Source organism: Hydrogenophaga intermedia (assembly GCF_000723405.1).
Lineage (GTDB): Bacteria > Pseudomonadota > Gammaproteobacteria > Burkholderiales > Burkholderiaceae_C > Hydrogenophaga > Hydrogenophaga intermedia.
Map to the genome: position 1 here is coordinate 122,188 of NZ_CCAE010000001.1, position 26,438 is coordinate 148,625.

General features: G+C 68.0%; 24 protein-coding genes and 1 tRNA gene. 14 read left to right on the forward strand and 11 right to left on the reverse strand.

The window, feature by feature from the left end:
* The first annotated feature begins 101 nt into the window (after window positions 1-101).
* Window positions 102-1,775, forward strand: coding sequence for a response regulator (locus BN948_RS00595; protein WP_009519976.1), 1,674 nt, complete (start codon window positions 102-104; stop codon window positions 1,773-1,775).
* A gap of 59 nt (window positions 1,776-1,834) precedes the next feature.
* The gene (locus tag BN948_RS00600) at window positions 1,835-2,719 is read left to right on the forward strand and encodes a hypothetical protein (protein ID WP_009519975.1); all 885 of its coding nucleotides are present in this window, start codon (window positions 1,835-1,837) and stop codon (window positions 2,717-2,719) included.
* Between the two features lie 212 nt (window positions 2,720-2,931).
* Here BN948_RS00600 and BN948_RS00605 read toward each other — a convergent pair whose 3' ends face one another.
* From BN948_RS00605 to urtA, 6 genes are all read right to left on the reverse strand, one after another.
* Window positions 2,932-3,132, reverse strand: a complete 201-nt coding sequence (locus tag BN948_RS00605) for a hypothetical protein (RefSeq protein WP_009519974.1) — start codon at window positions 3,130-3,132, stop codon at window positions 2,932-2,934.
* A 167-nt stretch (window positions 3,133-3,299) separates the two neighbouring features.
* A complete protein-coding gene (gene urtE / locus BN948_RS00610; RefSeq protein WP_009519973.1) occupies window positions 3,300-4,004 on the reverse strand; it encodes an urea ABC transporter ATP-binding subunit UrtE in 705 nt (234 codons plus the stop codon).
* Window positions 4,005-4,014: 10 nt separating this feature from the next.
* Entirely contained in the window at window positions 4,015-4,890 is an 876-nt protein-coding gene (gene urtD, locus BN948_RS00615; protein ID WP_009519972.1) for an urea ABC transporter ATP-binding protein UrtD, read from the reverse strand.
* Window positions 4,887-6,014, reverse strand: coding sequence for an urea ABC transporter permease subunit UrtC (gene urtC, locus BN948_RS00620; protein WP_009519971.1), 1,128 nt, complete (start codon window positions 6,012-6,014; stop codon window positions 4,887-4,889). The genes urtD and urtC overlap by 4 nt, the downstream gene beginning before the upstream one ends.
* Window positions 6,011-7,609: an urea ABC transporter permease subunit UrtB gene (gene urtB / locus BN948_RS00625; protein ID WP_009519970.1), complete on the reverse strand. Its 1,599-nt coding sequence runs from the start codon at window positions 7,607-7,609 to the stop codon at window positions 6,011-6,013. The genes urtC and urtB overlap by 4 nt, the downstream gene beginning before the upstream one ends.
* 12 nt (window positions 7,610-7,621) lie before the next feature.
* Window positions 7,622-8,929: an urea ABC transporter substrate-binding protein gene (gene urtA, locus BN948_RS00630; protein WP_009519969.1), complete on the reverse strand. Its 1,308-nt coding sequence runs from the start codon at window positions 8,927-8,929 to the stop codon at window positions 7,622-7,624.
* A gap of 373 nt (window positions 8,930-9,302) precedes the next feature.
* Here urtA and BN948_RS00635 point away from each other — a divergent pair, with 373 nt between their 5' ends.
* Window positions 9,303-11,492, forward strand: a complete 2,190-nt coding sequence (locus BN948_RS00635) for an NEL-type E3 ubiquitin ligase domain-containing protein (RefSeq protein WP_035619968.1) — start codon at window positions 9,303-9,305, stop codon at window positions 11,490-11,492.
* Window positions 11,493-11,529: 37 nt separating this feature from the next.
* Here the strand turns inward: BN948_RS00635 and BN948_RS00640 are convergent, their stop codons facing one another.
* Together BN948_RS00640 and BN948_RS00645 are read right to left on the reverse strand one after the other, a co-directional pair.
* On the reverse strand, window positions 11,530-12,546 hold the full coding sequence (locus BN948_RS00640; RefSeq protein ID WP_009519967.1) for a response regulator: 1,017 nt from the start codon (window positions 12,544-12,546) through the stop codon (window positions 11,530-11,532).
* Window positions 12,539-15,991 (reverse strand): ATP-binding protein, encoded by a 3,453-nt coding sequence (locus BN948_RS00645; protein ID WP_009519966.1) that lies wholly within the window; start codon window positions 15,989-15,991, stop codon window positions 12,539-12,541. The genes BN948_RS00640 and BN948_RS00645 overlap by 8 nt, the downstream gene beginning before the upstream one ends.
* Before the next feature lie 83 nt (window positions 15,992-16,074).
* Between BN948_RS00645 and BN948_RS00650 the strand changes: the two genes are divergently transcribed.
* The 9 genes from BN948_RS00650 to BN948_RS00690 all read left to right on the forward strand — a co-directional run bounded on the left by BN948_RS00650 (window position 16,075) and on the right by BN948_RS00690 (window position 21,644).
* On the forward strand, window positions 16,075-16,377 hold the full coding sequence (locus BN948_RS00650; protein ID WP_009519965.1) for an urease subunit gamma: 303 nt from the start codon (window positions 16,075-16,077) through the stop codon (window positions 16,375-16,377).
* An 18-nt stretch (window positions 16,378-16,395) separates the two neighbouring features.
* Complete coding sequence (locus BN948_RS00655; RefSeq protein ID WP_009519964.1) at window positions 16,396-16,986, forward strand: HupE/UreJ family protein; 591 nt, start codon at window positions 16,396-16,398, stop codon at window positions 16,984-16,986.
* Between the two features lie 2 nt (window positions 16,987-16,988).
* Complete coding sequence (locus BN948_RS00660; protein WP_035619970.1) at window positions 16,989-17,294, forward strand: urease subunit beta; 306 nt, start codon at window positions 16,989-16,991, stop codon at window positions 17,292-17,294.
* Entirely contained in the window at window positions 17,294-19,027 is a 1,734-nt protein-coding gene (gene ureC, locus BN948_RS00665; protein ID WP_009519962.1) for an urease subunit alpha, read from the forward strand. Before BN948_RS00660 ends, ureC begins: the two co-directional genes overlap by 1 nt.
* Complete coding sequence (ureE, locus tag BN948_RS00670) at window positions 19,027-19,536, forward strand: urease accessory protein UreE (RefSeq protein ID WP_009519961.1); 510 nt, start codon at window positions 19,027-19,029, stop codon at window positions 19,534-19,536. The genes ureC and ureE overlap by 1 nt, the downstream gene beginning before the upstream one ends.
* On the forward strand, window positions 19,502-20,218 hold the full coding sequence (locus tag BN948_RS00675; protein WP_009519960.1) for an urease accessory protein UreF: 717 nt from the start codon (window positions 19,502-19,504) through the stop codon (window positions 20,216-20,218). The genes ureE and BN948_RS00675 overlap by 35 nt, the downstream gene beginning before the upstream one ends.
* Entirely contained in the window at window positions 20,215-20,883 is a 669-nt protein-coding gene (gene ureG / locus BN948_RS00680) for an urease accessory protein UreG (RefSeq protein WP_009519959.1), read from the forward strand. Before BN948_RS00675 ends, ureG begins: the two co-directional genes overlap by 4 nt.
* A 62-nt stretch (window positions 20,884-20,945) precedes the next feature.
* A tRNA-Ser gene (locus tag BN948_RS00685) sits at window positions 20,946-21,033 on the forward strand.
* Between the two features lie 77 nt (window positions 21,034-21,110).
* A complete protein-coding gene (locus BN948_RS00690) occupies window positions 21,111-21,644 on the forward strand; it encodes a DsrE family protein (protein ID WP_009519958.1) in 534 nt (177 codons plus the stop codon).
* Window positions 21,645-21,653: 9 nt separating this feature from the next.
* Here the strand turns inward: BN948_RS00690 and BN948_RS00695 are convergent, their stop codons facing one another.
* The 3 genes from BN948_RS00695 to BN948_RS00705 all read right to left on the reverse strand — a co-directional run bounded on the left by BN948_RS00695 (window position 21,654) and on the right by BN948_RS00705 (window position 24,151).
* The gene (locus BN948_RS00695) at window positions 21,654-22,904 is read right to left on the reverse strand and encodes a serine hydrolase domain-containing protein (protein ID WP_009519957.1); all 1,251 of its coding nucleotides are present in this window, start codon (window positions 22,902-22,904) and stop codon (window positions 21,654-21,656) included.
* 10 nt (window positions 22,905-22,914) lie between these two features.
* Window positions 22,915-23,616 (reverse strand): aspartyl/asparaginyl beta-hydroxylase domain-containing protein, encoded by a 702-nt coding sequence (locus BN948_RS00700; RefSeq protein ID WP_009519956.1) that lies wholly within the window; start codon window positions 23,614-23,616, stop codon window positions 22,915-22,917.
* A 133-nt stretch (window positions 23,617-23,749) separates the two neighbouring features.
* Window positions 23,750-24,151, reverse strand: coding sequence for a DUF4148 domain-containing protein (locus BN948_RS00705; RefSeq protein WP_009519955.1), 402 nt, complete (start codon window positions 24,149-24,151; stop codon window positions 23,750-23,752).
* Window positions 24,152-24,365: 214 nt separating this feature from the next.
* Between BN948_RS00705 and BN948_RS00710 the strand changes: the two genes are divergently transcribed.
* Window positions 24,366-25,049 (forward strand): heavy metal response regulator transcription factor, encoded by a 684-nt coding sequence (locus BN948_RS00710; protein WP_009519954.1) that lies wholly within the window; start codon window positions 24,366-24,368, stop codon window positions 25,047-25,049.
* Complete coding sequence (locus tag BN948_RS00715; RefSeq protein ID WP_009519953.1) at window positions 25,046-26,434, forward strand: heavy metal sensor histidine kinase; 1,389 nt, start codon at window positions 25,046-25,048, stop codon at window positions 26,432-26,434. The genes BN948_RS00710 and BN948_RS00715 overlap by 4 nt, the downstream gene beginning before the upstream one ends.
* Window positions 26,435-26,438 lie beyond the last annotated feature (4 nt).

Consider the following 26,438-nt stretch of genomic DNA (forward strand, 5'->3'; position numbering starts at 1 on the left):
CAACCGCAGATCAGCGCGCTCCTTGCCCCGCTTTTCTCCGCATTCCCGCGCCGGCCCTCCGGCAGAATGCCCACACGGCCCACTGCGGACCGTGCCCCTTCATGCTCGTCGCCGACAACCCCCTGCACACCGCCGCCGCCCTCGTCATCGAGGGCAACGCGCAGTCGCGCGCGATCATCGTGTCGCAATTGCGCGACCTGGGCGTGGGCAACGTTGCCCAGTGCGCGCGCGTGCACGACGCCCGCCGCCGCCTGGAGGCCCAGCACTACGACGTGGTCGTCTGCGAACAAAGCTTCGACAAGGAAAGCTACTCCGGCCAGGAACTGCTGGACGACCTGCGCCGCCACCAGATCCTGCCCTTCCACACGGTGTTCATGATGCTCACCGCCGAGGCCACCTACAGCAAGGTGGCCGAAGCGGCCGAATCCGCGCTGGACGCCTACCTGCTCAAGCCGCACACCGCCGCGAGCCTGGGCGAGCGCATCCAGCTCGCGCGCCAGCGCAAGAAGGTGCTGCACGCCATCTTCAGCGCCATCGACGCGCAGGACTTCGACCACGCCACCGCCCTGTGCCTGGCGCGCTTCGAGACCCGGCAGGACTACTGGCTGTACGCCGCCCGCATCGGTGCCGAACTGCTGCTGCGTGCCGGCCACATCGGCGAGGCACAGCGCCTGTACGAGGCGGTGATCGAAGCCAAGACCCTGCCCTGGGCCCGCCTGGGCGTGGCGCGCGCGCAGCTCGAATCCGGCGTGCCGGCCAAGGCCGTCACCACCATCGAAAGCCTGCTGGCGGACGACGACAGCTACGCCGACGCCTACGACGTGATGGGCCGCGCGCAGTTCGAGCTGGGGCAGTTCGATCAGGCCCTGTCCACCTACGCCATGGCCACGCGCCTGACGCCGCATTCGGTGAGCCGCCTGCTCAAGCACGGCATGCTGGCCTTCTACGGCGGTGACCGTGGCGAAGGCGTGGCCCTGCTGGACCGCGCCGCGCGCCTGGGCGTGGACTCCAAACTGTTCGACCCGCAGGCCTTGGTGCTGCTGGCCTTGGCGCGCTTCGACAACAACGACACGCGTGGTCTGCAGCGCTGCGTGGACCAGCTCGCGCGCACGGCAGACCGCAGCTTCGAGCCCGAGCGCCCACGCCGCCTGCATGAAGTGGCCGCCGCCATCAACAATCTGCACAACAAGGTGAACGCGGCGGCGCTGGACACCACGGTGCGGCTCATGCGCGAGGTGCTCTCGCCCGGCTTCGACACCGAAAGCGCGTGCAACCTCGTCACGCTGATGGTGCGCATGGCGCAGCGCGGCGCCACGCCGCCCGACGCCGAGACCGCCATCACCGCCATCGCCCTGCGCTTCGGCACCAGCCGCGCGATGAGCGAGCTGCTGGCCTGCGCCGCCAAAGGCAACGAGCCCTGGGCCGAAACCCTGCGCCAGGGGCACGCGCGCGTGCTCGGCCTGTCCGAACAGGCCATGCGCCTGAGCCTCAAGGGCGACCCCACCGGCACCGTGGAGCAGTTGCTCACCGAGGCCGAGCGCACGCGCAACGCCAAACTCATCGAATCGGCGCACCAGGTGCTGCAGCGGCACGCCGAACGCATCGCCACTAGGGAAACGCTTCAGCAGCGCGTGGACGCCATGCGCCAGAGCTACCGCGCGCGCCCGCTGCGGCTGGGCGACCACACCGGTGTGACGCCGGGCGGGGTGGCGCTGCCGGCGGGGTATCGGGCGCCGGAGCGCGTGGGCCTGCTGGACGCGCGCCCGGTGGACTGAGCCGGTGGGGGAACTCCGAGGGAGATCTGGTGACTGAGGCCCTCCCCTCTGGAGCCACCATGAACCGCACGACACCCGTATCCCAAACCCTATCCCTCGCCTTGCCCCGCACCGGGTTCAACGACCTGCATGCGGACGCCCAGTCGCAGGTCATCGAGCACGCGGCGGCGGATCCCTCCAGAGCCACCACCGTCGAAGACGCCTGGACCATCGCGCGCTTCAATGCCGGCCTTTGCACCGTCAGCAAGCAGTTTCAGGAACGCATCCAACCCTACGTTCACCTGTCCTGCTTCTACACGCTTGCACTCATCGGCTGCAAAGAGCCGACTTCCAAAAGACGCTTCCCGGTGAAGATGGATCTGATCAAAACAGCCCCCCGGATCCTGTTTCAGCGCCTGGAGAAGATGCCGGACCGCAAATGGCCATTGACACCCGTGCAACGGCTTCAGGTGTGGGTGGATGCACACATGGGCCTTGCTACGCCAGAAGATTTCGAAACTTGTCTCGGCCCATTGATGGGCCTTGTGAAAGCCGCGACCGCAGCGCCCAAGGCGCAATTGCCGTATCGCACCATCCCGACCCTGATGGCGATGTTTCTATGTCGGTCCTTGACGAACCCGCAGGAGGGCAACACCTGGCACTTGAGCGCGGTGCATCGGCTCATGGACGCATTGCGCGAGGTCCATGATGAAAACATCGCCGTTCCGGCACTGCTCCAGTTCGTGGTGATCGCCATGGTCTACGAACACATGGGCCGTCCGTTCATCAGGTTTCACGTTGGAAACAGCCAAGTGACGCTCACCACCCAAATGGTCCTCGATGCCTTGCGGAAGCATCTCGACTATCACAACGACAGCGATGTCGGCCTGCGCGCCGTGGCCGCGGTGCTTGCGGCCACGGCGCGCAGGCCCCAGCGGACGCGAACACCATCAACATTGCCCTGAACTGCCTGGAAACGCTCGACCATCCTCTGATCGGTGTCTGGGCCGCGACGCTGAACAAGCTGGAGGGTCTCGAACTGCCGCACGAGTCCCGGCAACGCCTTGATCGATGCGTTCAAAAGGCCGAGCAGAACGGCTGCGCACGGGGCTCTGCACCGCCTGGCGAGCTGTTGATCAAGTGGGTCTGGGCGAACTCGCCCAGTTGAACCGGGATACTAGGCCATCACCACCGCGATGAACGCCAGCATGAACATCTGCAGCACGGCCATCAGCGGCAGCACGAGCGGCATGATGGGCGTCACCTCGTCGAGGATGTCCTGCGCGAACTCGTCGGTGTATTCCTTGAGCTCGGGATCGGAATAGTCCTTGGGGTGCTCGGCCAGGGCCTGGTCGGGCGGTGGGTACTTGTGCGTCATGGCAGGGCCCTCACGACAGTTGATGGGCATTGCGCGCGGCAAGCGGCGTTCCTGCACGAACGTCCAGGGCCCGCGCGCCGCGCAGACCGAGACATGACCATGTTGCGCCCCATTCCAGGGGCATGGCGGAGAAACCCCGCCAGCGGCGCGGTCGGGTGTGGCTGGCTTCAGATCGCCACGAGTTGCCGCACGCCCTTCTCCTGCATCTCGCTGCCCGGCCCGCTGGCGATGACCTCGCCGCGCTCCATCACCAGGTAGCGGTCGGCCAAGGCTTCGGCAAAGTCGTAGTACTGCTCCACCAGCACGATGGCCATGGGCTCGCCGTCCAGGCCCTGCGTGGCTAGTTGGCGGATCACGCGGCCGATGTCCTTGATGATGTTGGGCTGGATGCCTTCGGTGGGCTCGTCCAGGATCAGCAGCTTGGGCTTGCTGGCCAGGGCGCGCGCGATGGCCAGTTGCTGCTGCTGCCCGCCCGACAGGTCCCCGCCGCGACGGCCCAGCATCTGCTTGAGCACGGGGAACAGTTCGAACAGTTGCGGCGGCACCGGCGTGCCCAGCGGGCGCGTGGCCAGGCCCATCTGCAGGTTCTCCTGCACCGTCAGCCGCGCGAAGATCTCGCGGCCCTGCGGCACGTAGCCCATGCCCAGGTGGGCCCGCACATAGGGCGGCGCGTGGCGAACGGACTGGCCGTCGAACACCACATCGCCGGCCTTGGTGGGCACCAGCCCCATCAGGCACTTGAGCAGCGTGGTCTTGCCCACGCCGTTGCGGCCCAGTACCACGCTCACCTCGCCCGCTCGGGCCTGCAGGCTCACGCCGCGCAGGATGTGGCTGCCGCCGTAGTACTGGTGAATGTCCCTGACTTCAAGCATGTCCAGTCCTTCAGCGGCCCAGGTAAACCTCGATCACGCGCTCGTCGGCCTGCACCTCGTCGAGCGTGCCTTCTGCCAGCACCGCGCCATCGCACAGCACCGTCACCTTCTCGGCGATGGTGCGGATGAAGGCCATGTCGTGCTCCACCACCATCAGCGAGTGGTGGCCCTTGAGCGAGAGGAAGAGTTGCGCCGTGCGCTCGGTCTCCTCGTCCGTCATGCCGGCCACGGGCTCGTCCAGCAGCAGCAGCTTGGGGTCCTGCATCAGCAGCATGCCGATCTCCAGCCACTGCTTCTGGCCGTGGCTCAGCTCACCCGCGCGGCGCGCCACGTGTTCGGCCAGGTGGATGGTGGTGAGCACCTCGGCCAGGCGGTCGCGCTGCTCGCCGTTGGGCTGGAAGTGCATGGACGGCCACACGCGCTTGTTCGTCGCCAGCGCGAGCTCCAGGTTCTCGTAGACGCTGAGCTGCTCGAACACCGTGGGCTTCTGGAACTTGCGGCCGATACCCAGTGCGGCGATCTCGGCCTCGCGGTGGCGCAGCAGGTCGATGGTGGAGCCGAAGTACACCGTGCCTTTGTCGGGCCGAGTCTTGCCGGTGATGATGTCCATCATCGTGGTCTTGCCCGCGCCGTTGGGGCCGATGATGCAGCGCAGCTCGCCGGGCGCGATATCCAGCGACAGGCCGTTGATGGCCTTGAAGCCGTCGAAGGCGACGTGCACGTCTTCCAGATAGAGGATGCGGCCGTGCGTGACATCGACCTCGCCGGCCACCACAGGCCGCGAGTAACCCGCCCTTCGCCCGCCCGATGCGGTGTTGCCCGAGGGCAGGAGGCCCGCGAACTTCTGCATGCGCTCCGCGCCGGCCTGCATGAGATCCGGTGTCATGCCTTGCCTCCGCGCATCAGTTTCTTCACCAGCCCCACCACGCCTTGCGGCATGAACAGCGTGACGACGATGAACAGGCCACCGAGCACGTAGAGCCAGAACTCGGGAAAGGTCACGGTGAGCCAGCTCTTGGCGCCGTTGACGAGGAAGGCGCCGACGATGGGGCCGATCAGTGTGCCGCGCCCGCCCACGGCCGCCCAGATGGCGATCTCGATGCTGTTGGCTGGCGTCATCTCGCTCGGGTTGATGATGCCCACCTGCGGCACGTACAGGGCGCCCGCGATGCCGCACATCACGGCCGAGATCGTCCAGATGCTGAGCTTGTAGGGCAGCGGGTCGTAACCGCAGAACATGGTGCGGTTTTCCGCATCGCGGATGGCCTGCAGCACGCGGCCGTACTTGCTGCGCACCAGCCAGCGCGCCATCAGGAAAAAGCCCAGCAGCGTCAGCCCCGTCAGCACGAACAGGAACATGCGCATGGGCGGCGTGGCGATGGCGATGCCCAGGATGCGCTTGAAGTCGGTGAAGCCGTTGTTGCCGCCGAAGCCCGTCTCGTTGCGGAAAAACAGCAGCAGCGCGGCGTAGGTGAGCGCCTGCGTGATGATGGAGAAGTACACGCCCTTGATGCGCGATCGGAAAGCGAAGTAGCCGAACACGAAAGCCACGCCGCCGGGCACCAGCACGATGAGCGCGAGCGTGGCGAGGAAGCTGTCGGACAGCGCCCAGTGCCAGGGCAGCTCCTTCCAGTCCAGGAAGACCATGAAGTCCGGCAGATCGCTCTGGTACTGGCCGTCTCGGCCGATCTGGCGCATCAGGTACATGCCCATCATGTAGCCGCCGAGCGCGAAGAACAGGCCGTGGCCGAGCGAGAGGATGCCGCTGTACCCCCAGATCAGGTCCATGGCCAGGGCACAGATGGCGTAGCACATGATCTTGCCGAGCAGGCTGACCATGTAGTCGCTCAGGTGGAAGGCGCTGCCGGCGGGCACCAGCAGATTGAGCACGGGCGCCAGCGCGCACACGGCCAGCAGCGCGACGAGAAAGGCGCTCCAGCCGGCGCGGGTGAGCAATGGCGCGCGCGGGGGCAGCACCACGGCGCTTGTCGACAGCGGCATCTTGCTCATGCTTCCACGCTGCGCCCCTTGAGGGCAAAGATGCCTTGCGGGCGTTTCTGGATGAACACGATGATGAAGACCAGCACCGCGATCTTGGCGAGCACCGCACCGGCCCAGCCCTCGATGAACTTGTTGAGCAGGCCCAGACCCAGCGCGGCGTACACCGTGCCCATGAGCTGCCCCACGCCGCCCAGCACCACCACCATGAACGAGTCCACGATGTAGGCCTGCCCGAGGTCGGGCCCGACATTGCCGATCTGCGAGAGCGCGCAACCCGCCAGGCCGGCGATGCCCGAGCCCAGCGCGAAGGCCCAGGTGTCGATGCGCGCGGTGTTCACGCCCATGCAGGCGGCGATGGGCCGGTTCTGGGTGACGCCACGCACGAACAGGCCCAGCCGCGTGCGCGCGATGAGCAGCGACACGCCGATGAGCACCGCCGCCGCGAAGGCCAGGATGACCAGCCGGTTCCAGGGCAGGTTCAGGCTGCCGAGCAAGGTGACGCCACCGCTCATCCAGCTCGGGTTCTCCACCGCCACGTTCTGCGCGCCGAACAGGCTGCGCACCATCTGCATCAGCACCAGGGAGATGCCCCAGGTGGCCAGCAGCGTTTCCAGCGGGCGGCCGTAGAGGAAGCGGATCACCGTGCGCTCCATCACCGCACCCACCAGGGCCGAGGCGGCGAAGGCCGCGGGCAGCGCGAACAGCAGGTAGAAGTCGAACCAGTCCGGCAGGTACTGGCGAAAGACGCCCTGCACGAGCCAGGTGGCGTAGGCGCCGATCATGATCAGCTCGCCATGGGCCATGTTGATGACGCCCATGAGCCCGTAGGTGATGGCCAGGCCCAGCGCCGCCAGCAGCAGAATGCTGCCCAGGCTGATGCCGGTGAAGGCCTGGCCCAGGCCGCTGGCCAGGGCAACGCGGCGATCGATGGCCGCGAGTGATGTCGCGAGCGCGGCCTTCACTTGGGCACTCGCTTCGTTCTTCAAACGTTCTTCTATCAGCGGACGCACGATGGGCTGGCGCGCCTCTCCCAGCTTCAGGGCGGCCGCCAGGCGCTGCGCCTCATCCTCGCTGGCGAGCTGCATCGCCGCCTGCGCCAGCTCCAGCGACTGGCGCGCCTGCGGGTCGAGTTCGATCGCGAGGGCCTTCTCGATCAAGGGCAGGCCCTCGGGGTCCGGGTCATTGAAAGCATTGCGCTGCAGGCTGCGCGCGGCCTCGCGCTGGCGATCGGGGCCGGCGCTGAAGAGTTCGATGCCGGCCAGCGCGGTGTCAAGCACGCCGCGCAGGCGGTTGTTGAGCATGGCGTCCTCGGCCATGTCGGGCAGGGTCGCGGGCTGGCCGCTGGTAGCGTCGAGGGCGGTCTCGCCCTCGACGATGAAGACCTGCGTTTCGGTGGACTTCAGCGACTCGGCGGCGAGCGCGCGCAGCAAGGCCGCGGCGCGCTCGTCCCCCGAACCAGCGAGGCGGGTGATGGCGGCGATGCGGTCGTCCGTGTCGCCCCGCGCCACCGCGAGCGCGTCGGCCGCGGTCAGCGCATGGGCGGGGCCCGCCAGCGCGCACCAGGCGGCCAGCAGCACACAACATCGGACGAACACACCCCGCATCACACCCCCGCCTTACTTGGATGCGACCTTGGCGGCCTTGGTGGGCACGTTCTTCTTGCCCTTGTTCTCGGGGATGAAGTCGCTCCACGGGTCGGCCACCACGGGGCCCGGCGTCTTCCACACCACGTTGAACTGGCCATCGGCGCGCACCTCGCCGATGAACACCGGCTTGTGCAGGTGGTGGTTTTCCTTGTCCATGGTGGAGATGAAGCCGCCCGGGGCCTGGAAGGTCTGGCCGTACATGGCCTGGCGCACTTTGTCCACGTCGGTGCTCTTGGCCTTCTCCACCGCCTGCGCCCACATGTTGAAGCCGATGTAGGTGGCCTCCATCGGGTCGTTGGTGATGGGCTTGTCCTTGTGGCCGGCGATGTTCTTGGCCTTGGCGTAGTCGCTCCACTTCTTCACGAACGCGGTGTTGGCCGGGCTCTTGATGCTCATGAAGTAGTTCCAGGCGGCCAGGTGGCCCACCAGCGGCTTGGTGTCCACGCCACGCAGCTCTTCCTCACCCACCGAGAAGGCGACCACGGGCACGTCCTTGGCGGAGAGGCCGGCGTTGCCCAGTTCCTTGTAGAAGGGCACGTTGGAGTCGCCGTTGATGGTGGAGACCACCGCCGTCTTCTTGCCCTGACCGGCGAAGGTCTTGATCTTGGCGATGATGGTCTGGTAGTCGCTGTGGCCGAAGGGGGTGTACTCCTCCATGATGTCGGCGTCGGCCACACCCTTGCTCTTCAAGAAGGCGCGCAGGATCTTGTTGGTGGTGCGCGGGTAGACGTAGTCGGTGCCCAGCAGCACCCAGCGCTTGGCCGAGCCGCCGTCCTTGCTCATCAGGTACTCCACCGCGGGAATGGCCTGCTGGTTGGGCGCGGCGCCGGTGTAGAACACGTTGGGGCTGAGTTCCTCGCCTTCGTATTGCACGGGGTAGAACAGCAGGCCGTTGTTCTCTTCCACCACCGGCAGCACCGACTTGCGGCTCACCGAGGTCCAGCAACCGAAGATGACGGCGACCTTGTCCTGCGTCAGCAGTTGCTTGGTCTTCTCGGCGAACAGGGGCCAGTTGGAGGCCGGGTCCACCACCACGGGCTCGAGCTTCTTGCCCAGCAGGCCGCCCTTGGCGTTGATTTCGTCGATGGCCATCAGCACCGTGTCCTTGAGCACGGTTTCCGAAATGGCCATGGTGCCCGACAGGCTGTGCAGCACGCCGACCTTGATGGTCTCCTGCGCGTGGGCGCTGAGGCCGGTGAAGCCGAGCGAGGCGACGGTGGCGGCCACCGCGAGGGTCTTGAGCGTCAGGCGACGCGGCTGGGAGGTGTTCGACGACATGGCGCTTCTCCTGGATGGAATGGCTGGAAGGTGGTGTGGAGTCGGGGTCCACCGCCGCCACGCACCATCGGGTGAGCGTGGCTGGTCGGTCGAGAGGGATGCTAGGGACGACCTCCGCCGGGGTCTGTACGCCAGGTGGCGTACAGACCCCACCATGGCGGGAGGAACCCTGGCGCGCGAGGCCGTTACCCAGCCCGCACCGCGAGGTGGGCCCTCGCACCGCCACCGCCTCGCCATGGTTCCGGACACAAAAAGAACTTCCCGCTCGCCCTCACGCCGGTCACCGGTTGATGAGCGCGCCCACCCCAGCGATGCCGCGCCCCGGATCACGAAGGCGCACCTGGACCCATCCGATCACCGAACCATCGCCTGCGTGGCCGTGGTCCTGGGCCCGGCGGACGCCTACGCGTTCCACTGCCTGGCCTCCTTGCAGACCTCACTGAGCGAACGCGTGCAGGTGGTTGAGATGGGCACCGAGGACGACCGCCTGTTGCACGTGCAACGCACGCTGGCGGGCCGCGTCGGGGCGGGCACGGTCGCGCTCGTCATCCAGTGCGGCACCGGTGGGCAAGCGCATCCGGATCTGGCGGGCCTGAAGGACACGCTCGGTGACCTGGCGCGCGACACAGGGGGCACGGGGCTGGCCGCGCCGGTCGTGGTCTTCAGCGGTGAGCACCTGCGGGAGGACACGTGCATCGCGCAGGTCATCGCACAGCATGCGCAGATTGACGGCCAGGTCGGGCCCTCATCGGACCTGTCGCCCCCGTCCCTGATCGACATGCCTTGGTGCACCCAGGTCACCGGCCCGCCGCTGGGCCTGGTGTTCATCAAGATCGGGCGCCTGAGCGCACTGGATGCGGATCTCGTGGACGACCTGACGTACACCATGGGCAACACGCCCCTGGTCTGCGCTCAGTTCGATACCGCATCCGCCGCCAGGGACACCCTGGCGGAGCTTCACGCGTATCGCGGCACGTCGCAAACGGCGTACGTCATCCTGTGCGATGGCTCCCGTGACGCGGAGGTACTGGCCCTTGGCGCCTCGCTTCTGAAGTTGCAGATCCTGGCGCGCACCTACTCGCATGGCGTCGATAGCCGTTCGATGCTGCACGGCGCGGCCAGGCGTGTGGCCGACGGCTACGAGGCCATCCTGATCGAGCACGATCAGCGGTACCTGGACAACTTAAAGGAATGGGCGAGCGACCCCGACAACCACAAAGGCGACCCCAAGGCCTTGTACCAACAGCTCATGCAGGTGCTGGCCCTGTCGCGCGACGATGTGCTCACCGACGTCGATCTGTGCCTCGCGGACCCGAACCTCTTGCGCCTGCCCCCGCTGCCCCCCAGGACCATCGGCCGGCTGGAGCTCATCGGTTGTCCGATCGGGTGCATCCTCGGCCTGCCCGTCACGCTGCGGGAGCTCACCATCAGCCACCCCGTCATGGTCACGGTGGACATCGACCCCAGGGAAGTGCCCATGCTCGAACGGGTCGACCTTCGAGGCCTTCGCCTGTGGCGGGCGCCACAGTGGGTGGACAAGTTGTCCGACAAGGTCCTGGTCTTGCTTCCTTATCCCTCCAGCGAAGACGAGTCGTTCGACGTCGATTCCGTATCGAATGACGAGCCGGATCGCTGCGCCGGCCCCATTGCCGAAGCGCTCGGGTTCTGGTCCGACACCCCAGCGTCGCACACCCGAGAACACGATTGGCAACAACTGGAAAGCTTGCCCGGTGCCGGCGAATTTGCGCGTCTGCTGGTGAAGTTGAGCGAGGACAAGAGGTTCGCGTCCCAGGCGCACGGCGCCCGCATCGCCAACCTGCTGTCCAGCATGAGGAAGGACCTCGCACTGGCCCGCCTGGTCATGGAAGTGGCGGTCGGCGCGGACGACACCTGCATCGACCGCGCCTCGCTCACCTGGCATTTCGTCGAACTGGCTTGCGAGAGCCATGCCTTGCTCCAGCAGCGGCCCCTCTCCTTGCCCACCATCCTCGAGCACGCCCGTCAGGTGTTGCGCCGCACTCTGCTGATGGACAAGGCCAACGACAAGATCAGGCAACTCAGGAATCTCTACATATCTCTGGGTGAAGATCCCGACGAGAAGGTGGATGAGGTCGAAGTCATTCTGGCGTTCCTTGAATGGAGCCAGGGCGCGCTGAAGATCCGCAAGAACCCCTACGCGCAGTTCACCCGAACCGCCATCTCCGAGGTGGAGATGCGCGAGGTGAGCGTCGCCGTGCGAGACATCCGCGCCTTCGAAGACGCGCAGTTCGAGGTGTTCCTGACGGACTGGAAGCCGTGGCGCGATGTACTGAGCGCCCTGAAGCCCGAGCGCATGGAAGCGATCGAGCAGGCCTGCAGCGACATCGATGGCATTGACGCCGCCGCGCGGCGGGAGCTGGCGCATCAGGGCGTGCCGAACGCCGACACCGCCACCATCAGCAGCGAGGACATCACGAGGGTCTCGAACGCGATCCGCCGTGAGGGGTTGATCCAGCTCACCCACGACGTGCTGGAAGAACACCGGCATGGTGATCTGCTGAGGCCCTATTGGGCCTCTCAGTGAAACCTCGACCACCACGGTCAACCGCGCGGCGTCGCCATCACCCCGCCGGCGCCTCCAGCTGCCGCACCCGGTTGATCGCCATCGCCGCCGCCGCCGTGCGCGTCTCCACGCCCATCTTGGCGTGGATGCGCTCCAGGTGCTTCTTCACCGTGGCGGGGCTGGCGCCCAGGATGTCGGCGATGTCGCGGTTGATCTTGCCCTTGACGACCCAGTAGAGCACCTCGGCCTCGCGCGCCGTGAGCCCGAAAGCATGCGAGAGCGCGCTGAAGGCCGATTCGTCCGAGCTTTCCTGCATCACGATGAGCCAGTCGCCCTGGCCAAGCGGGTCGCTGTCCTCGTCTCCCACGCGCTGGTGCAGGCGAAAGGTGAGGCGCCGCGGGCCGTTCGCCAAGGTGAGGCGCGGTGGCTCGCGCAGGGCCTGCGCGTCGGCCAGGTGGCGGCGCAGCCACTGCAGCACCGCGTCGGGCGCGTGCAGCGAGTCCCCCGCCCCGTGCTGGCGCAGCAGCTCGCGCGCCAGCGGGGTCTGCCACAGCAGGCGGCCGTCACTGGCGCGCACGGTGATGGTGGCGTAGCCGAAGGCATCGAGCGCGTGCCGCGCCTGGCTGCGCTCCAGCGCACCCTCGCGCTTCTCACGCGCTTGCTTGAGATGCACACCCATGCGGGCCATCACCTCGCGCGGCCTGATGGGCTTGGTCACGTAGTCCACGCTGCCGGCGGCGAACGCGGCCTCCAGGTGCTCGGTCTCGGTCAGGCCGGTCATGAAGATGATGGGGATGCCGGCGGTGGCCGGATCGGCCTTGAGGCGACGCGCGACCTCGAAGCCGTCGATGCCGGGCATCACCGCGTCCAGCAGCACCACGTCGGGCAGCGCTTGCAACGCGCGGCGAATGGCGCTTTCGCCATCCAGTGCGACGAGCACGGTGTAGCCCGCTTCGTCCAGCGCGTCGTGCAGCGGCGCCACGTTGTCGGGCACGTCGTCGACGATGAGCACCACGCGGTGCTCGCCGCGCGGCAGGCGCGCGGGCAAAGGGGTCGGGTCGAGGGGCTCAGGCATGGCCGTGCATGAGCTGGTGTTCGATGGCCTCGAAGCGGAACTCGCGCGCGAGCGAGGCCAGCGTGGCCGCGAGGCCGGCGCGTTCGGGGTGGCGGCGCACCCAGTCGTCCAGCCATTGCAGGATCCCGCGCGTGTAGCCCAGGCGCACGAGTTCGAGCAGGGGCTCGATCTCGTCGCGCGCGGGCCGCGCCGATGCGGCGGGAGCGGGCTGTGGCTGGGTATCGACCGGCGTCTCGGTCCAGCGCAGGTCCAGGCACTGCGCGAGCCAGGCCAGCAGTTCCGAGCGCCGCACCGGCTTGACGAAGAAGTCTTGCGGCGGCAAGGCCTCGCCGGGGTCCAGTTCGCTGTGCAGGCCCTTGTCGAAGGCGTTGGCCGAGACGATGGCCAGGGGCACGCCCGCCCAGCCACCCGCGCGCAGGCGGCGCCGCGTCTCCCAGCCGTCGATGCCGGGCATCGCGAGGTCGAGGAACACCGCGTGCGGGGCGCCTGGGTCGCCGGGCTGCAGGCCAGCCAGCAGCTCCAGCGCGTGGTCGCCGCTGCGCGCCAGTTGCACCTCGAAGCCCAGCGGCTCCAGCCAACGCTGCAGCAACTCTCGGTCGGCCTCTTCGTTGTCCACCACGAGCACGCGCCGGGCCGCGCCCTCGTAGCCCAGGGGCTGTTCGACGCGCTCGCGCACGGGCAGCGCGCCCTGCATCTCGGGCAGGAACAGGCGCACGGTGAACACGCAGCCCTGGCCCGGCGTGCTGCGCACCGTGAGCTCCCCGCCCATCAGGTCGGTGAGCATCTTGGCGATGGTGAGGCCCAGCCCGGTACCGGTGACTTCGGCGCCGCCCTGCCCGCGCGCGAAGGGTTCGAACACGCGCTCCACCTCGCCGCTGCTCATGCCGGGGCCGGTGTCGTGCACCTCGAACTGGGCCATCTCGCGCGCGTGGCGCACGCGCAGGCGCACCTCGCCGCGGCGCGTGAACTTCACCGCGTTGCCCAGCAGGTTGATGAGGATCTGGCGCACGCGCTTCTCATCGGCGCGCACGGCCTCGGGCAGTCGGCCGTCGGTGTCGTAGACGAAGCGCAGGCCCTTGGCCGCGGCCTGCAGCTCGAACAGGCCCGCCACCTCGGCCAGCGTGGCCGCAAAGGCCATGGGCTTGACGTCGAGCGCGAGCTTGCCGGACTCGATGCGCGCGATGTCCAGCGTGCCTTCGATGAGCGAGAGCAGGTGCTCGCCGCCGCGGTGGATGACGCGGATGGCCTGCGCGCGGTGCGGCGCCAGGCCGCTGTCTTCCTGCAGCAGTTGCGCGTAGCCCAGGATGCTGTTGAGCGGCGTGCGCAACTCGTGGCTGATGGTGCTGATGTAGCGCGTCTTGGCCTGGTTGGCCTGCTCGGCGGCGTGGCGCGCCTGCTGCAGGGCCTCGTCGGTGCGGCGGTGCGATTCGATTTCCTGCATCAGCAGCCGCGTCTGGCGGTTCGACTCTTCCTGCGCGACCTCGCGGCTCTTGTGCGCGAGCACCAGCCACCAGGCCACGGTGGCCGCGATGAGCAGCAGCACGGCGTACACGCGCAGAAAGCCCGATCGCAAGGCGGTGTCGAGCATGGAGGCGCTGCCGCCGATTTCGATGGCCAGCGTCTGCACCTCCTGCCGGTACATGAGGCCCAGCACGGCGGCCAGCAAGGGCGCCACGACGAGCATGAGCAGCAGGTAATGCGCCAGACCCGCGTCCAGGTAGGGCCACATGCGTTGCGGCAACAGGTGGCGCAGCGCGTCGCTCCACTGCACCGACAGGCGCGCGTGCGGCTTGCACAGGTCGCCGCAGCGCGCGTCCAGCGTGCAGCACAGCGAGCAGATGGGGCCCTGGTACGCCGGGCAGTGCGCCATGTCGGGGCCTTCATACACCTGCTCGCAGATGACACAGCGCTGCGGCACCAGGCGCGAGTAGCCACCGGGTTCGGTGCGCCGTGCGATGTAGAAGCGCCCCTTCGTGAGCCATGCGATGGTTGGCGCCGCCACGAAGGCCGTGACCATGGCGATCACCGCCGAGAAGGCCTCGGCCGCGGGCCCCATGAGCCCCATGTGCGCGACCACCGAGAGCACCGAGGCCAGCACCATGGCGCCCACGCCCACGGGATTGATGTCGTACAGGTGCGCGCGTTTGAACTCGATGCCGGGCGGGCTCAAGCCCAGGGGCTTGTTGATCACCAGGTCGGCCACCACGGCCATGATCCAGGCGATGGCGATGTTGGAGTACACGCCCAGCACCTGGCCCAGGGCCTGGAAGACGTTCATCTCCATCAGCAGGAAGGCGATGAAGGTGTTGAACACCACCCACACCACACGGCCCGGGTGGTGGTGCGTGAGGCGCGAGAAAAAGTTGCTCCAGGCCAGCGAGCCCGCGTAGGCGTTGGTGACGTTGATCTTGAGCTGCGAGACCACCACGAACAGCGCCGTGGCCGCCACCGCCCAGCCGTAGGGCATGAGGAAGTCGTACGCGGCCAGGTACATCTGGTTCGGGTCCACCGCGCGCTCGGGCGGCACCATGTGGCGGATGGCCAGGTAGGCCAGCACCGCGCCGCCCAGCATCTTGAGCACCCCGATCACCACCCAGCCCGGCCCGCCCGCGATGACGCCCGCCCACCAGCGCAGGCCGCGCCCAGGTTGGCGCGCGGGCATGAAGCGCAGGTAGTCGGCCTGCTCGCCCATCTGCGTGATGAGCGCGATGCCCACGGTGAGTGCGGCACCAAACAGGTGCCAATCGAACCCCACAGCGGTGCCGGATGCACCCGCGTAGTGCACCACCTCGGCGAATGTGCCGGGGGCGTGCACGGCCACGGCGATGAAGGGCACCACCATCATCACCAGCCACAGCGGCTGGGTCCACATCTGGAAGCGGCTGATGACGGAGACACCGTGCGTCACCAGAGGGATCACCACCAGCGCGCAAATGAGATAGCCCCAGGCGGGTGGGATGTCCAGCGCGAGTTCGAGCGCGTAGGCCATGACGGCGGCCTCCAGCGCGAAGAAGATGAAGGTGAACGAGGCGTAGATGAGCGAGGTGATGGTGGAGCCGATGTAGCCGAAACCCGCGCCGCGCGTGAGCAGGTCCATGTCCACGCCGTGGCGCGCCGCGTAGACGCTGATGGGTAGGCCGGCCAGGAAGATGATCAGGCCCGTGGCCAGGATGGCGAGCGCGGCGTTGGTGAAGCCGTAGGTGACCAGCAGCGTGGCGCCCACGGCTTCCAGGATGAGGAAGGAGGCCACGCCGAAGGCGGTGTTGGCCACGCGCCATTCGCTCCATTTGCGAAAGCGCTGCGGCGTGAAGCGCAGCGCATAGTCTTCCATGGTCTCGCTGCCGACCCAGCTGTTGTAGTCGCGCCGCACCTTGATGATGCGCTGGGGCGCGTCGGTCGCACGGGGCTCCGGGGCATTGGCGAGGTCGACGGGCGTGGCGTTCACGGGGCTGGCGGTGCAGCTTTCATGCCATTACCCTCACCGGGTATGCGTCTTGCTGACCTACCCTGGAGGAGAACCGCCAAACCATGGACCTGACCCCGCGCGAGAAGGACAAGCTGCTCATCTTCACCGCCGCCCTGCTGGCCGAGCGCCGCAAGGCCCGCGGCCTCAAGCTCAACCACCCCGAGGCCATCGCCCTCATCACCGCCGCCGTGATGGAGGGCGCGCGCGACGGCAAGACCGTGGCGCAGCTCATGAGCGAGGGACGCGCCGTGCTCACGCGCACCGACGTGATGGACGGCGTGGCCGAGATGATTCCCGACATCCAGGTGGAAGCCACCTTTCCCGACGGGACCAAGCTGGTCACCGTCCACCAACCGATTGCCTGAACCGAGGAGCACAGAAGAATGACCCGTTCGCATCTCATCAAGACCATCGCGACCCTGGCCCTGGCGGGCACGGCCTCGCTGACGCTGGCCCACGTGGGCGCCGACGGCGGCGAGCACCACGGCGGTTTCCTCACCGGCTTCCTGCACCCCATCACCGGGCTGGACCACCTGGCCGCCATGGTGGCCGTGGGGGTGTGGAGCGCGGAGACCACGCGCCGCTTCTGGATCGCGCCGCTGGCCTTCGCGCTGACGCTGTTCGCGGGCGCGCTGCTCGCGCAGGGCGGCGTTGGCTTTCCGGCCATCGAACCCATGATCGCCGTGTCGATGCTGGTGGTGGGCCTGCTGCTGGCGGCGCGCGCGAAGCTGCCGGAGGCCGCGGGCGCGCTGCTGGTCGGCGCCTTCGCGCTGTTCCACGGCGCGGCGCATGGCCAGGAGCTCGGCGGCCTGGCGGCGCTGCTGGGCATGGTGGCGGGCACGGCCCTGCTGCACGTGGCCGGCATCGGCCTGGGCCAGCTGCTGCTGCGCCACAGCGTGTGGTGGACGCGCACGGCCGGCGCGGTGGTGGCGTTGATGGGCCTGAACATGGGCTGGGGCCTGCTGGCCGGATGACCATGACGCCCGGCGAATACCTCCTCGATGAGGGCGAGCACGCCCTCAACCCCGGCCGACCCGCCACGACGCTGGTGGTGAAGAACACCGCGACGCGGCCCATCCAGGTCGGCTCGCACTACCACTTCGCCGAGACCAACGGCGCGCTCGACTTCGACCGCGCCGCCGCGCGCGGCAAGCGCTTGAACATCGCCAGCGGCACGGCCGTGCGCTTCGAGCCCGGCCAGCAGCGCACGGTGGAACTGGTGGACTACGCGGGCGATCGCATCGTCTTCGGTTTTCGCGGCCTCACGCAAGGGAAGCTCTGATGGCAAGCATCAACCGCCGCGCCTACGCGGACATGTTCGGCCCCACCGTGGGCGACCGCGTGCGGCTGGCCGACACCGAACTGATGATCGAGGTGGAGAAGGACTTCACACTGGCCGCGGGCGGCTACGGTGAAGAAGTGAAGTTCGGCGGCGGCAAGACCATCCGTGACGGCATGGCGCAATCGCAGCGCTCCCGAGCGCAGGGCGCCGTCGACACCGTGCTCACCAACGCGCTCATCATCGACCACTGGGGCATCGTGAAGGCCGACATCGGCCTGAAGGACGGCCACATCGCCGCCGTCGGCAAGGCGGGCAACCCCGACACCCAGCCGGGGGTGGACATCGTCATCGGCCCGGGCACCGAGGTCATCGCCTGCGAGGGCATGATCGTCACGGCCGGCGGCATCGACAGCCACATCCACTTCATCTGCCCGCAGCAGATCGACGAGGCCCTGGCCTCGGGCATCACCACCATGCTGGGCGGCGGCACCGGCCCGGCCACGGGCACCTTCGCCACCACCTGCACGCCCGGGCCCTGGCACATCGAGCGCATGCTGCAGGCGGCCGACGGCCTGCCGATGAATATCGGCTTCCTGGGCAAGGGCAACGCCAGCCGGCCCGACGCGCTGCGCGAACAGATCGACGCCGGCGTGATCGGCTTGAAGCTGCACGAGGACTGGGGCACCACGCCCTCGGCCATCGACCAGTGCCTGGCCGTGGCGGAAGAGACTGACACGCAGGTGGCGATCCACAGTGACACGCTCAATGAGTCGGGCTTCGTGGAAAACACGATCGAAGCGACAAAAGATGCGACGGGGAAAGGCCGCACGCTCTGCGCCTTCCACACCGAAGGCGCCGGAGGCGGCCATGCGCCCGACATCCTGCGCGTGGTGGGCGAGAAGAACTTCCTGCCCTCCTCCACCAACCCCACCATGCCCTACACCGTGAACACGCTCGACGAACACGTCGACATGCTCATGGTGTGCCACCACCTGGACGCGGGCATTCCCGAGGACCTGGCCTTCGCCGAGAGCCGCATCCGCAAGGAAACGATCGCGGCCGAGGACATCCTGCACGACCTGGGCGCCATCAGCATGATGAGCAGCGACAGCCAGGCCATGGGCCGCGTAGGCGAGGTGATCCTGCGCACCTGGCAGACGGCGCACAAGATGAAAGTGCAGCGCGGCACGCTGGCCGGGGATTCCTCGCGCAGCGACAACACCCGCGTCAAGCGCTACATCGCCAAGTACACGATCAACCCGGCCATCGCGCACGGCATCTCGCACATCGTGGGCTCCCTGGAGGTGGGCAAGTGGGCCGACCTGGTGCTGTGGAAGCCGGCCTTCTTCGGCGTGAAGCCCTTCATCGTGCTCAAGGGCGGCAGCATCGCGCTGGCGGCCATGGGCGACCCGAACGCGTCCATCCCCACGCCGCAGCCGGTGCACTTCCGCCCGCAATTCGGCGCGTATGGCGGGGCGCTGGCGCGCGGCAGCCTGAGCTTCGTCTCGCAGGCCGCGCTGGACGGGGGCGTGGGCGAGCGCTACGGATTGAAGAAGACCTTGTCGGCCGTGAAGGGCTGCCGTGGCGTGAACAAGACGCACATGGTGCACAACGCCTGGCTGCCGACGATGGAGATCGACGCGCAGACCTACAGCGTGCGCGCCGACGGCCAACTGCTCACCTGCGAGCCCGCCACCGTGCTGCCCATGGCGCAGCGCTACTTCCTCTTCTGATGCAACAAGCCTCGAAACTCATCGCCGGTGGCAAGGGCCTGGCGCCCGTACTGCTGAAACGCGCGCCCACGGTGGAACTGGACTGGGACATCCGCCAGAAGAGCCGCTTCGACGCGCGCCTGAGCGATGGCCGCGCCCTGGCCGTCTTCCTTCCGCGTGGCAGCGTGGTGCGTGGCGGAGACGTGCTGGTCACGGCCGAGGGCGAACTCGTGCGCGTGATCGCGGCGCCGCAGGCGGTGCTGCGCATCACCGCCTGCCCCGCGCACCCGCAGGCCGAGCAGGCCTTCGACCTGATGCGCGCCGCCTACCACCTGGGCAACCGGCACGTGCCGATCGAGCTGAAGCCCGACCACCTGAAGATCGAACCCGACCACGTGCTGGCCGACATGCTGCGCGCCATGCACCTGGACGTGGCCGAGGTGAGCGAGGCCTTCGAACCCGAAGGCGGGGCGTACGGCGGACAGGGCCACCACCATGACCACGAACACGGCCATTCGCACGACCACTGACGCGGGCCTGCTGCGCACGCTGTGGCTGGCCTCGCCGGCCCTGCCAGTGGGCGGCTTTTCCTACTCCGAAGGCCTGGAGGCGGCCATCGACGCCGGCCTGGCGAACGACGAGGCCGGCGTGGGCACCTGGCTCATCGACCAGTTGCACCTGGGCCAGGCCCGCAGCGACCTCGCGGTGATGGCAGAGGCGATCAGCGCTTGGCGTGCCCACGACCTGGACCGCGTGCGCGCGCTCAATCAGTGGGTACTGACCACGCGCGAGACCAGCGAGCTGCGCCTGCAGAGCGAGCAGATGGGCAAGTCCCTGCTGGCCTGGGCCCAGGCCCTGGGCGAACACGGCGCGGCCGTGCACGCGGCCTTGCGCGACGCCGCGCTGAGCCCACCCACCTGGCCCGTGGCCGCCGCCTGCGCCGCCGCGAAGGGCGAGGCCACCGTGCGCGAGGCCGTGATCGGCCTGGCCTTCGGCTGGGCCGAGAACATGGTGCAGGCCGCCATCAAGGCCGTGCCACTGGGCCAGGGCACGGGCCAGCGCCTGCTCGCGCGCCTGGTGGTCGAGATCCCCGCCGCCGTGGACGAGGCCATCGCGCGCGGCAGCGACGAGCAACGCCAGGCCTTCACCCCCATGCTCGCCATCCTCTCGGCGCGCCACGAAACCCAGTACTCACGCCTGTTCCGATCATGAGCACACCGCTGCACCACATTCCGAACCGCACCAAGCCCCTGCCCCCGCTGCGCGTGGGCATCGGCGGCCCGGTGGGTTCCGGCAAGACCACCCTGCTGGAGATGCTCTGCAAGGCCATGCGCGAGCGCTACGACCTCATCGCCATCACCAACGACATCTACACCAAGGAAGACCAGCGCCTGCTCACCGTGAGCGGCGCGCTGCCGGCCGACCGCATCCTGGGCGTGGAAACGGGCGGCTGCCCGCACACCGCCATCCGCGAGGACGCCTCCATCAACCTCGAGGCCATCGACCGCATGCTGGAGCGCTTCCCGGACGCCGACATCGTCTTCGTGGAAAGCGGCGGCGACAACCTGGCCGCCACCTTCAGCCCCGAGTTGAGCGACCTCACGATCTACGTCATCGACGTGGCGGCCGGCGAAAAGATTCCGCGCAAGGGCGGCCCCGGCATCACCAAGAGCGACCTCTTCGTCATCAACAAGACCGACCTGGCGCCGCACGTGGGCGCCGACCTGGAGGTGATGAAGGCCGACACCGCGCGCATGCGCCCCGACGCGCAGCGCCGCCCCTGGGTGATGACCAACCTGAAGACCCTGGCCGGGGTGGACGAGGTGGTGCGCTTCATCGAGACGCGGGGCTTGTTGAAGGCGGCGCAGCCGGCCTGATGGCCTCGGCCGCCCGCGCCGGTGCGCCCCGGGGCCGGCCGCACTAGAATCCCAGCCTCCGCGGAGACTTGGGTGAGCGGTTTAAACCAGCAGTCTTGAAAACTGCCGACCCGCAAGGGTCCGTGAGTTCGAATCTCACAGTCTCCGCCACTCTCGTGGCATCGCCGGTAAAGTTGACGGGTCAACTGACACACATTGACCCGTTCCATCGTTCACCGGAGATCCGAATGCCCCTCACCCGCCGCGCCCTCGCGCCTCTCGCCGCCGCCCTGCTCTTCAGCGGCACCGCCCTCGCCGGCCCCAACGACCCCTCCAAGTTCGACGGCACGCGCTACCTGCCCCAAAAAGCGCTGTACGACTTCAATTTTTCAAAGCCCCTGGAAGGCAAGGCCGCTTTCGGCTACGTCAAGAACCACCTGCGCGCCATCAAAGAGTACGGCGACCCGAAGTCGCACATCGTCATCGTGGCGCACGGCAATGAACTGCACGCCTTCTCCCGCCTGAACCGCGCGGCCTACCCCGACATGTACGAAGAGCTCAAGGCCCTGAGCGACGCGGGCGTGACGATCCGCGTCTGCGCCAACGCGGCGCGCTCGCGCGGCTACAAGCCCGACGAGTTCTACGACGTGATCACCGTGGTGCCGGCCGCCGTGATCGACCTGGCCAAGTGGCAGAACGAGGGCTACAGCTACATGTACGCCGAGATGTTCCCGCGCCTGACGCGCGAGGATCTGGTCAAGCAGATCCCCGAACTGCAGTAAGCCGGCGGCTTACCAGGTCCGCCCGAAGCGCCCGGGCGGACCGTGCTGCGCCAGGAGCGCCTGCCACAGCGCCGTGAGTTCGGCCGAGGCGCCCGGGTCGTTGGGGTTGAGGTTCACTGCCGTCTGCACCAGCACGAAGCGCGTGATGGGGTCGATGAGCACCGCCTGGCCCAGGATGCCGCGCATGGCGTAGTAGCGCGGCGTTTCGCCGGACAGCCAGATCTGATAGCCGTAATTCGCGCCCAGGCCGCGCGGCGGCGTGGTGGCCTCGTGGATCCAGGGGCGGGACACCACCTGCCGGCCATTCCAGCGCCCGTCGTGGGCGATCATGAGCCCCAGGCGCGCCCAGTCGCGCAGGCGGGCCACCACGCAGCAGAAGCTGAGCGCGTCGCCCGCGGCGTCCGCGTCCCAGGCGGCGTTCGCTTCCGCCCCCAGTGGGGCCCACAGGCGGCGGCTGAAGTAGTCGGGCAAGGGCATGCCCACCGCGCGGCTGACGGCCATGCCCAGCACCTGCGAGTCGGCGCTGGAGTAGTGGAACACCCGGCCCGGCTCGGCCACGCGCGAGTCGAACTGGCGCACCGCCGCCACCGCGCCCATGGCCGCGGGGCCGATGAGCCCGTCGATGAGGCGGCGCACGTCGTCGTCCGGCTGGTACGTTTCCCGAAAGCCGATGCCGGAGGCCATGGGCAGCAAGGCGTGAAGGGGCGTGGCGCCGTAGGCCGTGCCCGCCAGTTCGGGCACGTAGGCGGACACGGGGTCGTCGAGCGAGCGGATGGCGCGGTCTTCCAGCGCCGCGCCCACGAGCAGGCCGGTGATGGTCTTGGCCAGCGAATGGGACAGGAAACGGTCGCTGTCCTTGCGGCCGTACTGGTAGTGCTCGAAGAGGATGTCCGTGTCGCGCGCGATGAGCAGGCCCGTGACGGGGTGGCGGCGCAGGTAGTCGGCCAGGGTGTGGGTGCGGCCTTCGTGCTGGTACGTCAGCTCAAGGCTGCCCGACGCCCGCGACAAGGGCGACGGCGTGGCCGAGGTGGGCACCTCGCGCAGGGGGCGGAACTGGTCGTAGTGGCTGTGCAGGCCCACGTAGTGCTCCTGCTTGAGGCCCTCGCGCTTCGTGCCGGGCGGGGGCACCGGGTAGCCCTGGGCCTGCCCGTAAGCGGCGGCCTGCGGGCCGTCGGGCACGAAGCCGGGCTCGGCCCGCGCACCCAGCGCGGCCGCGCCGCACAGAACGGCGGCCAGCAGGCGCAAGGGGCGGTGCAACAAACCAGACCCCCTAGGCGTACTTCTTCAGGTTGGCCCGGATCGCCTTCACCTCTTCCGAGTAACGCCCCAGCACTCGGGTGAGAAGGAGGTTGAGCATGCGATAGGGCCAGGGCATGGGCCGCAGCACGTCCACGATGAGCACGACGCGGATGTCGCTGGCATGGTTGATGACCTCGTGGCTCCAGCTGTCGTCGAAGAGGATGCTGTGGCCGTTCGTCCAGGTGTGGAACTGGTCCTTCACACGCAGGGTGGGCGGGTTCTCGGCAGGCACCTTCAGGGCCAGGTGGTAGCGCAAGTAGCCGGTGTAGGGGCCATCGTGCGCGGGGATGGACTTGCCCGGGTCGAGGATGGAGAAGAAGGCGCCGAGCAGGTTGGGCACCTGGCGCAGCGCGGCCATGGTGTTCGGGCATTTGCCGGCGTTGGCGGACACCTCGCCATCCACCGTGGACAGCATGAACACGCGCCAGCTCTTGTCGGGATTGACGGTGCCGGAGATGTAGGTCTCGACCTTGGAGACCTCGTGGTAGCGGGGGATGCGCTCGCGCTCTTGCAACAGCGCCTCGAGCTCGGTGCGGATGGCGTCCTGGTGCCGGTCCAGCACGCGCAGGGCCGGGTAGGTCTGGTCGATGTCGAAGAACGCCGGCCGCTGCTGACCACCGGCCTGCCGCGAGAAGATGGCGTTGATGCGGCGCTGAACGGGGGTCTGCGACATCGCGTCTCCTGGTGAATCCCGAGGTGAGGAACGCGCGCATTATGGGCCGCATGCCCGCTGGTGGAACACACAAAAAAAGAGGCAGCCCGTGAGGGCTGCCTCAAATCCTTGGAGGAGACAAACGGTGACGGGATCAGTTGACCTGGACGCTGCCCTGGCCTTGCACCACGGCGTTGCCCTGCACGGCGCGCAGGCCGGCCAGGCGGATCAGCTCGGCCTGCTCGGGCGTGGCCACGGGCTGCAGTTCACCGCGAACCACCACGCCCAGACGGCGGGCTTCTGCGGCTTCGGCCAGCACCTGGGCGCGGGTCAGGCCGCTGGCGACCACGGTGGCCTGGGCTTGCGCGGGGTTGGCTTCGCCGCGGGCGATCTGGTCGGCCTGGTAGGCCGGTGCGACCTGGGCTTGCACTTCGGCGCGGCTCAGGGTCGACTGAAAGTTGAAGACTTCGTTGCCTTCGATGGGGCCTTCGGCGAAGGCGGCACCGGCGGTCAGGGCGAAGGCGATGGGCAGGAGGACGAGTTGCGAGGTTTTCATGACAGTTCCTTTGGAGACGACAGGTTGAAGACGGTGGAGAGAGGAGACACTTGGGAAGCCGGTCTGCGTCGGCATGGGAAGAACTGTAGAAACCGGGTCTGTCGTTTCCCGAACGCCTGAATTACGTATTCGTAACCCACTGCGCACTCACTTTCCGTGACAATTTCATAGCGCGCAATCGGATAGCGCGCCATCCATTCACCCACCCCACGCCATGCGCATCCTGGTCATCGAAGACGAAGCCAAGCAAGCCGACTACGTCAAACGTGGTCTGAGCGAAGCTGGCTACACGGTCGACGTTGCTCGCGACGGCATCGAAGGCCGCTACCTCGCCACCGAAGGCGACTACCAGCTCGTGGTGCTCGACATCATGTTGCCGGGCGTGGACGGTTTCGGCGTGCTGTCCGCCCTGCGTGAGAAGCGCAACACCCCGGTGCTCATGCTCACCGCGCGCGACCTGGTGGAGGACCGTGTGCGCGGCCTGCAATCGGGTGCCGACGACTACCTTGTCAAGCCGTTCGCCTTCTCCGAATTGCTCGCGCGCATCGGCGCCTTGTTGCGCCGGGGCCCGGCGGCCAATGCGGAAGCCACCAACAGCAAGCTCACCATCAGCGACCTGGAGATGGACCTGCTCAGCCGCAAGGCCTCTCGCGCGGGCCAGCGGCTGGAGCTGACGGCCAAGGAGTTCGCGCTGCTGGCTCTGCTGGCGCGCCGCAAAGGACAAATCCTGTCGCGCACCACGCTGGCCGAGCAGGTGTGGGACATGAACTTCGACTCCGATACCAACGTCGTCGAGGTGGCGATCCGCCGGCTGCGCGCGAAGATGGATGATCCCTTCCGGCCCAAGCTGCTGCACAACGTGCGCGGCATGGGTTATGTGCTGGAGGAGCGCGCGTGAACACCACCACCATGGCCCCGCCCACCAGTTCGGCCACCGCCGAGCTGCACGCCGAACCCACACCCTGCACCTACTCCATCGGCAAGCGCCTGTCGCTGCTGCTGGCGGTGCAGACCATCATTGGCCTGGGCGTTCTGCTCGCCGTGATCTATGCCGCCACGTGGATGCTGTTCGAATCGCGGCAGCAGGAGGAATTGCGCGGGTACTCCAACGTGCTCATCGAGGTGCTGAAAGAGTCCGACGCGCACGGCGGCGAGGCCGAGATGACGCAGAAGCTGCTGTGGCTGAGCGAGCGCCGGCCGGGCAATTTCGTGCAGATCAACCGCGCCGATGGCAGCACGTTCTACCGCGACCCCCTGCCCACCTTCGACCCGTACACGGCGCCGTCGAGCGAGTTGCGGTTCGACATTCCGCGCGCCGACGGAAGCGCACCCCTGCAAGGCCGGTTGCTGATCGACTGCTCACGCGACGCTCAGTATGGCCAGCGCATGGCCCTGCTGCTGGTGGCGGCCACGCTGGCGGGTGGCGCTTTCGTGGCCTGGGCCACGTTCTGGCGCGTGCGCTGCAGCTTGCGCCCGCTGGCGGACCTGGCGGCGCGGACGCGCGCCATCGATGTGCGCCGGCTCGACCAACGCCTGGCATTGTCCGAGCCCATCGAGGAACTGCAGCCACTGATCGAACAGTTCAACGGCCTCATGCACCGCGTGGAGCGCACCTACGTGCAGCTCGAGGGCTTCAACGCCGACGTGGCGCACGAGCTGCGCACGCCGCTGGCCAACCTGATCGGCCACACCGAGGTGGCGCTGAGCCGCGAGCGCAGCGCACCCGAGCTCGAGGAGGTGCTGCTGTCCAACCTGGAAGAACTCCAGCGCCTGGCCGGCATCGTCAATGACATGCTGTTCCTGGCGCAGGCCGACCGCGGCGTGAAGGCTCGCCGCGGCGCGGCCGTGAGCCTGGCTGAACTGGTGAACCAGGTGGTGGAGTTCCACGAAGCGCCGATGGAGGAAGCCGGCCTGGCGATCGACATCGAAGGCGATGTGCAGCTCGCCGTGGATGAGCCACTGTTCAAGCGCGCGCTGTCCAACTTGCTGGGCAACGCCATCCGCTACGCCGACAAGGACTCGCGCCTGTGCGTGCGCATCCTGCGCGAGGGCGACAACGGCGTGCGGCTGTGGGTGGAAAACACCGGCCCGGCGATCGAGCCCGAGCACCTGCCGCGCCTGTTCGACCGCTTCTTCCGCGCCGACGCCTCCCGCTGCGAGCTGGAGAAGCCGCACCACGGCCTGGGCCTGTCCATCGTGGCGGCCATCGCGCGCATGCACGACGGCTTCGCAGCAGCCGAGTCGGAAGCGGGCCGCACGCGCGTGGGCTTCAGCATGGTCTGACACA